Source organism: Erythrobacter sp. S57(2025), from assembly GCF_057365055.1.
In genome coordinates this window covers 987,993-999,831 of the sequence record NZ_CP200299.1, presented here as the reverse complement: position 1 = coordinate 999,831, position 11,839 = coordinate 987,993, and the positions used below count along the sequence as shown (strand labels likewise).

The following is an 11,839-nucleotide window of genomic DNA, read 5'->3' as shown; positions in this document are numbered from 1 at the left end:
TCTCATTTCCTCTCAACCACTCTTCACCAGCGTTACCTGATGCACGTCGATATTGCCCGCCAAAAATCCCCCTTCGCAATAGGACAGGTAGAACTTCCAAAGGCGGATGAAACGATCATCAAACCCGCTTGGCAGGCGATTGTCAGCGACCGCGCGGTCGAACCGGGCGTGCCATTCGCGCAAGGTCTTGGCGTAGTCTGCGCCGAAGTCGACTTGATCGCGCCATTCAAGGCCGCGTTCCTCAGCCAATGCGCGAAATTCGGAGGATTTGATCAGCAATCCGCCGGGAAAGATGTAGGCTTGGATGAAATCGACCGTGCTGGCGTAAGCTTCAAACAGGTCATCTGCGAGTGAGATATATTGGATGCCCGCTCGTCCGCCCGGCTTCAAACAGCGGGCCACGCAATCCATGAATGTGCCCCAATATTCGCGACCCAGAGCTTCAACCATTTCAATGCTGGCAATCGCGTCAAATTGTCCCGTGACATCGCGATAATCCTGCAAGCGGTAATCGATGGCCTCAGGCGTGTTGGCGCGCGCCCATGCGAGCTGTTGTTGGGAAAGGCTGATTGCGGTCACATCCGCGCCTTCTTTCGCCAAATGCCCAGCCATCGCGCCCCAACCGCAACCGATCTCCAGCACGGTTTCAGGTTTGCCCAAACGGCTTGATATGCCTTCCAACTTGCGGGTCTGAGCGTCGCTTATACCGTCATCTCTGACATCAAGCGCGCTCGAGTAGAGCATGCTTTCATCGAGCCATGCGCGGTAGAAATCATTTCCCAGATCGTAGTGCACAGAGATATTGCGCAGCGAACCCGCTTTGTCATTGCGGTTGAAACGGTGCGCGATTTTGGCCGCCCATTTGAACGGCCCTTCGATACGCGCAGTGCTGCCAAGGGTGCGAGCATTCGCTGACATTACCGCCAACAACGCGGCATGATCGGGCGATTCCCATTCGCCCGCCTCATATGCGTGATACCAGCCAATCACGCCGTGCGTCGCCAACCGGATCAGCGCGCGCCAATCTTTCAGCTCAAGCTCAGCCTCAAAGCCCGGCCCACGCCCACCCAGCATTCGCACACTGCCATCGGGAAGATGGGCAAGGATAGAACCTGCCTCTAACCCTGCATCAACGCGGTCGATCATTTTGGCAAAGCCTGGGGCGATCAGGCGTGCGATAAAGCCGGGCCGCGCGTCAAAACGCTCCCCTGAGCTTAGTAACTGCTCGCCTCTGACCCCCACTCTGATCTCTTGCGTATTCATCGCGGGCGACCTTAATCGCCTGCCACGCCCCCTCGCAAGGTGCGTTAGTCCTCCTTCATCGCCTTATACGCGGTCAACGCCCTTTCGCGCGCTTCCCGGTGGCCGATGATCTTAGCCGGGTAAGCTTTTGGCAAGCGTCCGAACTCTTCGGGGTCGTGGAGGTATGGTTCATCCAGCCCTGCCAGCTCGGGCACATATTGGCGAATATAGGCCGCGCAATCGAACTTCTCCGACTGGCTCAGCGGCGCCATGATCCGCACGAACATATTGGAATCGACCCCCGTGCCTGCGGTCCACTGCCAATTGGTCGCGTTGGAGGCGTAGTCAGCATCGACCAACGTGTCCCAGAACCACTGCTCACCCTTACGCCAATCGATCAGCAAATGCTTGATGAGAAAACTCGCCGTGATCATGCGCACCCGGTTGTGCATCCATCCGGTTTGCCACAGCTGGCGCATTCCTGCGTCCACGATGGGGTAGCCGGTTTTGCCTTGTTGCCAGGCTTTCAAATCACGCGCGGCTTTTTCATCATTGTCAGGATCGCGCCATTTGATCTGGTCGAAATCTTCGCTGTAATTGTCGCGCGCATAAAGCGGGAATTGCGCAATCGTGTTTTGCGCATAATCGCGCCAGATCAGCTCGCTTTCATAAGTGCGCCACCCATCTGAGCGTTTGTCCTTGAAATGGTGCCAGATCTGAATTGGCGAAATCTCGCCAAAGTGCAGATGCGGAGAAAGCCGCGATACCTTATCGAGCGACGGCATGTTCCGCTTGTCGTCGTAGTCATCGACGTGGTCTGACCACCAGCTTAGCTGATCGTGTGCAGCGCCCTCACCCACTTGCCAAAAATCGCGCATACCGCCGGCCCAATCGGGCCTTGTTGGCAAGAGGTTCCAATCCGTCAATTCGTCCGAGGCGGGCCAATTGTCAGGCGACGATAGCGTCTCAGGCTCTGGCACCAAATCACGTGGAGGGAATTGCGAGCGCACCGCGCGGCTAAACGGCGTGTAAATTTTATAATCACCGCCAGAACCGGTCTTCACAGTCCCCATCGGCAACAGATAATTGCCATCGTAAAGATGCAGGTCGAGGGTCTCAGCAAGCGCCTTTTGGGCGTTGCGCCACCATGGTTCGTAATGGCGATTGGCGTGGATGGAGGTCGCGCCGACCTCTTTGGCTATCTTGGTCAGTTCCTCCACCGCATCGCCGCGCCGAAGAACGATCTTAGCATTCCGCTTGGCGAAGCTTGTTTGCAGGCTCTCAAGCGAATGGTGCAGCCACCAGCGTGATGCTCCGCCATAGGCGTGGGTCTTCGCGCGACCATCATCCAGCACATAGACCGCCACAACGGGGCCGCGTTTCGCCGCCTCATAAAGGGCAGGATTGTCAGCCATGCGCAGGTCGCGCCGCAGCCATACGATTTGCGTTTCACTCATGTCAGGAAAAGCGCGCTACTCAGCCGCAAGTTCCACACATTCGACATCGGGCAGCGCGATTGAAAAGTTTTCGCGCGAGAGCGGGTCGTAAAAGCGCGCATCGTACAAGACGACCGATCCATCCTGCTGGCCAATGACGAGCGGAGCGCGCGTCCAGAACAGGAAGGCGTTAAGCTGCGAATTGGTTTTGCGCACTTCGCTCAAATCAGGAATTTCACACTGGATCGCAGACGGCATAGTATAGCCGCCTTCAAAAGGTACGCCTTGCCACTCGCTCCCAATCCAACGCCCGCTTTCAAGCCGCGCAAGATGCTCGCGTTTCCAAAATTCTATCGGAACGGGTGAGGAAATGTATTCCTGCGGATAGGGCACACGGTACTTGCCGCCGGCATTGTAATCAAACCAGGTGATCAGCCAGTTCGCCGCGATGTACAGCGTCGTCGCGATGATCCCGATCCATGCCGGGCGCGTCCAATTGCGGCCGTCCTTCTTCGCGAGTTTTTCTTGACGCAAAGACCACCACACGCTCAGCGCGAGAATTCCCCAAAGCCATACGTCAATGATGAACAGAGTGTCGCCGTGGAACCACTGGCTCGAAAACGGCTCTAGAAAGCGGATGCCATAGACGTTGAACCAGTCGAATACAGGATGGCTCAAGCAGCCGATGAAACTGAGGATGTAGAGCCATTTGAAGCTGACAGGATCGCGCCCTTTGGGCCGTTTGCCGCGCTTCGTCTGCCAGCGATCAAACGCCCAGAGCAGGCCTGCGAGCACCAGCGGCAACAGCACCCATGCGGGCGGACCATGAGTAATTCCGCGCCGAAACCCAAGATGCTCGGTTCCCTCCAGCCAGAAGAAACAGGCCGCGTCCACATCCGGCAAATTGGCGCCAATAATCAGCGCAGGCATGGCAAGGCCCGTCTTTTTCTTGAGGCCCGCTTGCCCCATTACCGCGCCCACAAGACTATGCGTTAGGTTATCCATTTGCGGGGGCGTAGCGCGTGGTGCATAGGCTCGTCAAAAGCAAATCTTGGGAGAGAGCCTGTTATGACCGATACACCCTTTATCCGCCCGGATATGAAGGCTTTTCTTGATGCTTTGGCGGCGGTCGATGGCCCTGCCATTGCGGATATGACGCTGGAGGAAGCGCGCGCCTCTTACATCGCGCTGCATGCGATGGCAGACCGGCCAGCGCGCGACCTCGCCGTAATCCGCGATCTTTCATGCGCAGGACCTGCGGGCGATATTCCGCTGCGGCTCTACGATGCGCGCGAGACCCGCGATGCTGGCCCCATCATCACCTTTTACCATGGCGGCGGGTTTGTAATCGGCGACCTTGATACACACCACAATCTTTGCACAGAGATCGCAGCGCTGATGGATCTGCCTGTGGTTGCAGTGGACTACAGGCTCGCGCCCGAACACCGTTTCCCCGCAGCGATTGAGGATTGCGAAGCCGCGGCCCGCTGGATCGCTTCTTCTCCAACCGAGCTGGGACGCGAAGCCACTGGTATCATCACTATTGGTGATAGCGCGGGGGGCACAGCCACGCTGGCTGTAGGGCAATTACTCGCCGCCAATGCGGCCGCTGCGCCTGTCGTGCTTCAAGTGCCGATCTTCCCTCTCGCCAGCAACGCGCTTGGCTCTGCCAGCATTGAAGAATTTGCCGATGGTTTCGTCCTGACAAAGGCCGCGATTGAGTTCTTCGACGCCGCTTATCAAGCGGACAGAGGCGACCCGCGCGGCTTTCCAATCCTTGGCGATCATAAAAGCGCCCCGCCCACGGTCCTTGTCACCGCCAGCCTTGATCCCATCCGCGATTCAGGGCGCGATTATGCCAAGGCCTTGGCCGATGCAGGTGCGGATTTCATGTTTCTAGAGTTGAAAGGCGTCACCCACTCCTTCACCAATTTGCGCGGCGCGGTGCCCAGCACTCAGGCCGATCTGGAGCGTATGATTGGAGCGATGAAATTCATGTTGGGAGCCTCTGCGTGAGCGACCTTCCGTATCGTCCCTGTGCGGGCTTCATGCTGCTCAATTCGAGCGGCAAAGTGTTGGTCGGTGAACGGCTAAACCCCACCGCACATGGCTTTTGGCAAATGCCCCAGGGCGGTATCGACAAAGGCGAAGACACGCGCACCGCAGCCTTGCGAGAATTGGAAGAAGAAACAGGGATCGGCGCTGATCTGGTCGAAGTGGTCACAGGCACATCTGAGCCGCTTCGCTATGACCTCCCGCCAGAGCTTCAGGGAAAGGTTTGGAAGGGCAAATATCGCGGGCAGGAACAGCACTGGTTCTTGGGCCGCTTCCTCGGCAGCGATGCCGACATTGACCTCAATGCCCATGATCCAGCGGAGTTTGGCGCCTATCGCTGGGTCGAGCCGAGCGAATTGCCTGACCTAATCGTGCCGTTCAAACGCGATGTGTATGAATTGGTGCTGGCCGAATTTGCGCCACACTTTTGATGGCGCACCTTTGATCAGTCTTTGAACTGGAACGTAATTCGTTCGCGATCATCTTTGATCCGGGCAGCCTTGAAACTGTCCAGCGCCTCGATCCGGTCAAACCACTCCAAGATGTTCGAGCGCCCATCAAATTGTCCACGATCACGCGCGGCATACATGGGATAGACCAGCGTGATATCGGCAGTGGTCAGCTTATCACCGCCGAAGAAGGGCTGCTTGCCCAAATCATCATCCATCAGGCCAATCAGCGCATCATAACGCGGGTTCAGGAACATCTTTCGCACCTGGCCAAACACCGCCTTCAACAGCGAGCTGATCGGCCACGGGCTGCGCATTTCGAGCAGACCCAAAACCATCCCAATCCCTTGCAGACTCATCAATGAGCCAGGCGATGCATGATACCAAAACAGATGCCGCGCGCGGTCTTTGTCGCCCGCCTTTGGCAACAGGTCGCTTTCGGGATAACTATCGAGAATATAGTCGATAATCGCGTTGCTTTCCGCGAGCACAAGATCGTCGTCAGTGACGACAGGCGCTGTGCCCAAGGGCGAGAGCGCTTTGTAATCATTGGGCGCCAGATTGGTCTCGGGATCGCGATTGTAGCTTTTCAGCTCATATTCCGCACCCAAGGCTTCGAGCAGCCACAAAATGCGGAAGCTTTGCGAATATTCGAGGTGATGGAGCGTCAGCATGTCCGAGCCTCTCAAAGTTTAGTTGCTGGTGGGGCTAATTGCTCGTGGGGCTGTCTTCGACTGTTTCAGCGGCAAGCTGCGCGGGCGGTCCAGCGGTAATACTCGATTGCAGCGCGAGCGTTTCAGGGCAGCTAGGGCCGCACAGGCTTTCAAGACGCGACAGATTGCGCTGCGCTTTTTCAAGCGCGCCCTTCTCTACCAAGGCTGAACCTTCACCTGAAATGGCTGCCAGATTGCCAGGATCACGCAGCAACGCCTCGCGGTAGAAACGGATGGCTTTTCCTTGCAAGCCGTCCTGACGCGCAGCCTCAGCCAGCTCGATCAAAATCGGCGTATAGCCGGGATCAACCGCCATGGCCGCTTCGAAGGCGTCGATGGCTTCCTGCGTGTTGCCCGCTTCTAAAGCAGCGCGCCCCTCAGCGATCAGCATCGCAGCGCGAGGGCTGGCCTCACGCTCACTCGCGCTCGTCACGCTCGCAGTGGTTACCAAAAAAAGCGAAAGGGCAGCAGCAATGGGTGCGAAGCGCAAAACAAGCTCCTTAGTATCAGCAAGCCGATAAGATCGGCGCTCTGGCGTTATGTCGGCCATAGGCGCACGCGCTATCACGCATATTGCAGATTGGCGACAAAAAACCCGTCCGTGCCGTCATGGTGGGGTGTCAGGCGTTTCCCCTCACCGCGTTTGCGACCGAGCGGAAGGTCAAGCGGGACTGCACTCCATCCTTCGTGGCGGGACAGGAATGCGCCTATCCGCGCGGGGCCCTCATCATCGAGCACAGAGCATGTGACGAAGGTCAAAGTGCCGCCGGGACGCACCAGTTCTGCGCCCAGATCAAGCACATGATCTTGCAACTTGGTAAGCCGTGTCAGCTCTTTTCGATCAAGCCGCCAGCGCCCCTCCGGATTGCGCCGCCATGTCCCGCTGCTGGAACATGGCGCATCAACCAGAACGCGGTCTGCTTTGCCCATCCACGGCCCGAGCGCGTCGCGTTCTTCGCCCGGATTGAGCAGCACGGTGTGATCAATCTGTGCTCCAGCGCGCGCGGCCCTTGGCGCAAGATTGCCAAGACGCCTTTTGTCCGTATCGCACGCCACTAGGCTGGCCGCATTGCCGAGCTTTGCCGCCAGAGCGAGGGTCTTGCCGCCTGCGCCAGCGCAAAGGTCAATGATCGTCTCGCCCGCCTGCGCATCAATCGCTTCGCACACCCATTGGCTGGCGTGATCCTGAATTTCGATCAGGCCGTCACGATATTGCGGCCATTGTTCGACCTGCGTGCCGCTTGGGAAACGAAGCGCATTGGGCGTGCTTAACACCTCACCTTGTTCAGGCAGTTCAAGGGTACCACGGTCCGCCTTGAGGGTGTTTACCCGCACATCAAGCGAGGCTCTGCCCAGCAGCGCTTTGGCTTCGTCTCCGGTAATGCCAGAGTCCGTGAGCTTCTTCTCAAGCCATTCTGGCGCGGTGCCGATAAACGCGGCCATTTCGCCCTCGCCCATCTTCGCAGGGCCGTGGGACGAACCATCAAACAAGGGCACAAGGCTCTCATCCTGTGTCGCCACCGCCAGCATGGCAGAGCGGCCATTATGGGGCACCTCGCCGCATATGCGGATAGCTTGATACACCAGATCGCGCACGGCGCGGCGATCCTTGGACCCTGCATAGCGACGCGTTTTGAAATAGGCCGAGATTAAGCGGTCAGCAGGCGCACCCTTTTCACGGGCACCTTCAATGATTTGGTCGAGCAGCTCTATCGCAGCTTGGACGCGCGCTGCGGGAGTCATTCCGCGTCGCCATTCCACTCGCGATAGGCGCGTTCGACTTCGGCGCCTTTGGGGAATGCGACACAGCGATGCTCATAGACTGTTTGCGTCTCTTCCGCTGCTTCGCGTGTCATACGCGCAGCCTGCTCAGCTCCCGCGTCTTGGCAAGCCTCCAGCGTCGCATAAACGATTTCAACACGTTGAAACTCAATGGCCGCTCCATCCTCTGGAGGTAGACCGAGGATAAACAGCATGAAGGGTACAAATTCGATCAATGCTTTGGCCTAACGTGTTGGATAATTGGGAGCTTCGCGGGTGATCGCGACATCATGGACGTGGCTTTCTGACAGGCCGGCATTGGTGATCCGCACGAATTTTGCGCGGGTTTGCAGGTCCGGGATTGTGGCAGAACCGGTGTAACCCATCGCCGCTTTCACTCCGCCGACAAGCTGGTGGATAACGTCTGCGGCAGGCCCCTTGAACGGGACTTGACCCTCGATCCCTTCGGGGACGAGTTTGAGCGCCGAGACGTCTTGTTGGAAGTAGCGATCCGCACTGCCGCGCGCCATTGCGCCAACGCTGCCCATGCCGCGATATGCCTTATAGCTGCGCCCTTGATAGAGGAATACTTCGCCCGGACTTTCCGCTGTGCCTGCGAGCATTGAGCCGACCATCACGGTCGATGCGCCTGCCGCCAATGCCTTTGCCGCATCGCCCGATGTGCGAAGTCCGCCATCCGCGATCACCGGAACGCCAGACTTGGCCGCTTCCTCCGCGCTTTCCATTACGGCAGTGAGCTGCGGCACGCCGACCCCGGCCACCACGCGGGTGGTGCAGATCGAGCCGGGACCAATGCCAACCTTCACCGCGTCAGCCCCTGCATCAACCAGCGCGCGGGTTGCCTCTGCGGTCGCAACATTGCCTGCGACCACTTGGACGGAATTGGAAAGCTTCTTGGCCCGCTCAACCGCCTTTGCCACATCCTTGTTATGGCCGTGCGCAGTGTCGATCACGATCACGTCGACTTCGGCGTCAACCAATGCTTCGGTGCGCGCAAAACCTGCATCGCCTACCGTTGTTGCGGCGGCGACGCGCAAACGACCGGCAGCGTCTTTGGTGGCGTGGGGATAGGTAACGGCTTTTTCGATATCTTTGACCGTGATGAGGCCAATGCAGCGGTAATTGTCATCGACCACCAGCAGCTTTTCAATCCGGCGTTGGTGCAAGAGCCGCCGTGCGTCTTCCTGATTGGTGCCGAGTGGAACGGTGGCGAGATTGTCCGTCGTCATCAGCTCGCGCACAGGCTGAGCCGGGTTTTCGGCAAAGCGCACATCACGGTTGGTGAGGATACCCACCAGTTTGCCATCGCGGTCCGTCACGGGAATGCCGCTGATCCGGTGCTGATCCATCAACGCCTGCGCATCGCCCAAAACCGCGTCCGGCCCGATCGTGATCGGATTGACCACCATGCCGCTTTCATAGCGTTTGACCGTGCGCGCCGCCGTGCATTGCTCTTCGACCGTCAGGTTGCGGTGAAGCACGCCAATCCCGCCCAATTGCGCCATGACAATCGCCATATCCGCCTCTGTCACCGTATCCATTGCAGAGGATAGGACAGGAATATTGAGCGCAATCTCTCGCGTCAGTTTGGTCTGAGTGTTCGCCATGCTCGGCAGCACATTGCTTTCTGCCGGGCGGAGCAGAACATCATCAAAGGTAAGGCCGAGGGGGATTTCCATGTGCACGCGCTTTCAAAGGTGTTTGCCGCTTGGGCGAGACGAATCGTGCACGCTCCTGTAGGACGGCTTTCCTTACGGCGCTAGGGTCTGATCCTCACTATCGACGCTATGTTTGGCGGGCGGGGTGTATGTGGCCGTGCTGGCGATGCGGCGGACCAGCTCTTCATGGAGCAAAAGATCATCAATCGCACCGCCCAATTCGATCTTTTCAATCTCGTCGCTTGGCCTGTGATAGTCTTCTGAAAGATAGGGGCCGAGCACGATCTCTGAACTGAAAGCGGTGGAGAGGAACACAGCCGGCACGCCTTTGTCGAGCAGCGCCCAGCCATCCTGGCGGCGGACAAATTGCTCGGCATATTCACGGTCACCCAGTTCGCGAGCGCTTTCATCCATGACTTGCAGAATGACCTCATCGAGCACAGTGCGCCCTTCCCCAACAAAGCCAACCGCGCTTCCCGCAGGAGCGATTGCAACCGTGTCAAAGTTGAAAGCAGCAACGAAATTTTCGAGCGGTATGGGCGGAGTTTCTGTGAAGGCCCGCGCGCCAAATAGGCCAGATTCCTCGGCCGTGGTCGCAAGGACATAGATATCGCGGTCATGCGGGCCATTGGCAGCCAGGCGGCGAGAAAGCTCAAGCATCACAGCGATACCAGAGGCATTGTCGACCGCGCCATTGCAGATGAGGTCTTCGCTGCCCTCGCGCCCGCACTCTCCCAGATGATCCCAATGCCCCAGCAGCAAAACCGCGCCTGCATCCGGCACTGCGCCGGGCAAGCGGCCAATTACGTTAGAGCTTGCAAATTCGCGTTTGGCCGTGCGCGCGTCGATAGCAATGGTTGTTGCGAGTGTGACAGGTGCAAAATCCTCAGCCTCTGCCTGTTCGAGCAAGTCGTCCCATGTGCCGTCAGGAAGCGCATCTTTGATCGCAGGCTGAGTGATGAATGCCGTAAGGCGGTTGTTCGCTTCGCTAGCGAGGATCAGCCGCTCGCGACCAAAGGCGCGATTTACATTCGCGATTGCATCGTCGTTTTCAACAATGGTGATGATGGCCGCTGGATCAACTTCGAACAATTGCGCGCGGCGTCTTGGGCTGACGCCGGGTTCTCCCAGCATCACCACAATTTTGCCTGCGATGTCTTCGGGCGCGACGTCTTCAGCCTCGCGCCCCACAAAGACGACGCCGACCCCGTCAATGATCGCGCGCCTGCTTCCTGCGAAGGCCGCGGCGCTCGATTGCGCAAGTTCAAACTCCCCCTTTGCCGTGCGGATAGTGACCTGACTTTCCAGCGCTCTGGTACTGACAAGGTCAACCGGAGCGATCCATTCGCTGCCTGGATCATTGGTACCAGAGGTCAGCCCAGCCTTTTGCATCTCCTCAATCAAAAACTCGACAGTGCGCGTTTCTCCCGGTGTACCGGGCCGCCGGCCTGCAAATTCGTCGCTAGCAAGCGTGTTGATATCGCGCATCAAATTGGCCGCGATCGCCTCACGTTCTGGAGCTGGCGCGGTTGCAAGCGGAGCCTTGGCGCAGGCACTCAGCGCCAGAATTGCCCCTGCGATGAAAGTCAAACGCCCCCGGTTTGTCATTCGCCCCCAGCTCATCATTCGGCTGTCCAGCCTCCATCGATGCTCCAATTGGCACCCGTCACATTGCCCGCTTCCTCTCGGCATAGGAACACAGCGAGCGCGCCGACTTCGTCAGGTTGGACGAATTTCTTGGTCGGTTGTTTGGCAAGCAGGACATCATTGATGACTTCTTCGCGCGAAAGCCCGCGCGCCTCCATCGTGTTAGGGATTTGCCCTTCGATCAGCGGCGTCCAGACATAGCCGGGGCTGATGCAATTTGCGGTGACGCCCGTTTGCGCGAGTTCTAGCGCGACGGTTTTAGTAAAGCCTGCAATGCCGTGCTTGCTCGCATTGTAAGCGCTTTTGAACGGAGACGCGGTGAGTGAGTGCGCGGACGCGGTGTTGATAATACGCCCCCATCCCTTTTCTTTCATCGCAGGCACGGCAAGCCGGGTCGTGTGGAACGGCGCGGTTAGGTTAAGTGCGATGATCGCGTCCCATTTCTCCGTCGGGAAATCCTCAACCGGGGAAACATGCTGCATCCCGGCATTGTTCACCAGAATATCAATCGGCCCAATATCAGCCATCATCGCTTCAATCGCGGCGGTATCGAGCAGGTTCGCATTTGCGTGCGATGCGTCCAGCTCGTCAGTCAGTTTCGCGATTTCATCCGCATCGCCGAATCCGTTCAAGATCACCTGCGCGCCCTCAGCATGCAAAGCGCGCGCGATGGCAAGGCCAATGCCAGAGGTCGATCCCGTGACCAAAGCCCGCTTACCATTCAGCATATTCATGCAACCCTTCGCGATAGTCCGTGCGTTGTGTGGGTTAGCTTTTGCGCCGCTTCGCGCCCGTGTCCAGCGAATTGCGTATCGCGCGCGCCTGCCGCATAAGGTTTCGCAAGAAAGATAAGAGGG

The 11,839-nt window shown here is 58.2% G+C and carries 12 protein-coding genes; 2 read left to right on the top strand and 10 right to left on the bottom strand.

The genetic code is table 11. The features are described 5' to 3' along the window. Positions 1-12 precede the first annotated feature (12 nt). The 3 genes from AC0V6N_RS04830 to AC0V6N_RS04820 are packed head-to-tail and all read right to left on the bottom strand — an operon-like array spanning position 13 to position 3,683. Positions 13-1,263 carry a class I SAM-dependent methyltransferase gene (locus AC0V6N_RS04830; protein WP_486170458.1) on the bottom strand — a complete coding sequence of 417 codons (1,251 nt, stop codon included), beginning with the start codon at positions 1,261-1,263 and terminating at the stop codon, positions 13-15. 44 nt (positions 1,264-1,307) lie between these two features. Continuing rightward, a complete protein-coding gene (locus AC0V6N_RS04825) occupies positions 1,308-2,699 on the bottom strand; it encodes a cryptochrome/photolyase family protein (protein ID WP_486170457.1) in 1,392 nt (463 codons plus the stop codon). A 15-nt stretch (positions 2,700-2,714) separates the two neighbouring features. Next, entirely contained in the window at positions 2,715-3,683 is a 969-nt protein-coding gene (locus AC0V6N_RS04820; protein WP_486170456.1) for a metal-dependent hydrolase, read from the bottom strand. 63 nt (positions 3,684-3,746) lie between these two features. Here AC0V6N_RS04820 and AC0V6N_RS04815 point away from each other — a divergent pair, with 63 nt between their 5' ends. Both AC0V6N_RS04815 and AC0V6N_RS04810 read left to right on the top strand, forming a co-directional pair. Next, complete coding sequence (locus tag AC0V6N_RS04815) at positions 3,747-4,694, top strand: alpha/beta hydrolase (RefSeq protein ID WP_486170455.1); 948 nt, start codon at positions 3,747-3,749, stop codon at positions 4,692-4,694. Beyond that, complete coding sequence (locus AC0V6N_RS04810) at positions 4,691-5,164, top strand: RNA pyrophosphohydrolase (RefSeq protein WP_486170454.1); 474 nt, start codon at positions 4,691-4,693, stop codon at positions 5,162-5,164. Before AC0V6N_RS04815 ends, AC0V6N_RS04810 begins: the two co-directional genes overlap by 4 nt. A gap of 14 nt (positions 5,165-5,178) precedes the next feature. Here the strand turns inward: AC0V6N_RS04810 and AC0V6N_RS04805 are convergent, their stop codons facing one another. The 7 genes from AC0V6N_RS04805 to AC0V6N_RS04775 form a co-directional block, all read right to left on the bottom strand. Further along, the gene (locus AC0V6N_RS04805) at positions 5,179-5,856 is read right to left on the bottom strand and encodes a glutathione S-transferase family protein (RefSeq protein WP_486170453.1); all 678 of its coding nucleotides are present in this window, start codon (positions 5,854-5,856) and stop codon (positions 5,179-5,181) included. A gap of 34 nt (positions 5,857-5,890) precedes the next feature. Further along, a complete protein-coding gene (locus tag AC0V6N_RS04800) occupies positions 5,891-6,445 on the bottom strand; it encodes a tetratricopeptide repeat protein (protein WP_486170452.1) in 555 nt (184 codons plus the stop codon). 14 nt (positions 6,446-6,459) lie between these two features. Continuing rightward, positions 6,460-7,638 carry an RsmB/NOP family class I SAM-dependent RNA methyltransferase gene (locus tag AC0V6N_RS04795; protein ID WP_486170451.1) on the bottom strand — a complete coding sequence of 393 codons (1,179 nt, stop codon included), beginning with the start codon at positions 7,636-7,638 and terminating at the stop codon, positions 6,460-6,462. Further along, entirely contained in the window at positions 7,635-7,892 is a 258-nt protein-coding gene (locus AC0V6N_RS04790; protein ID WP_486170450.1) for a hypothetical protein, read from the bottom strand. The genes AC0V6N_RS04795 and AC0V6N_RS04790 overlap by 4 nt, the downstream gene beginning before the upstream one ends. 9 nt (positions 7,893-7,901) lie before the next feature. Next, entirely contained in the window at positions 7,902-9,356 is a 1,455-nt protein-coding gene (guaB, locus tag AC0V6N_RS04785; RefSeq protein WP_486170449.1) for an IMP dehydrogenase, read from the bottom strand. Positions 9,357-9,428: 72 nt separating this feature from the next. After that, the gene (locus tag AC0V6N_RS04780; protein WP_486170448.1) at positions 9,429-10,943 is read right to left on the bottom strand and encodes a M28 family metallopeptidase; all 1,515 of its coding nucleotides are present in this window, start codon (positions 10,941-10,943) and stop codon (positions 9,429-9,431) included. Positions 10,944-10,957: 14 nt separating this feature from the next. Continuing rightward, entirely contained in the window at positions 10,958-11,710 is a 753-nt protein-coding gene (locus tag AC0V6N_RS04775) for a 3-hydroxybutyrate dehydrogenase (RefSeq protein ID WP_486172422.1), read from the bottom strand. Positions 11,711-11,839: the final 129 nt, after the last annotated feature.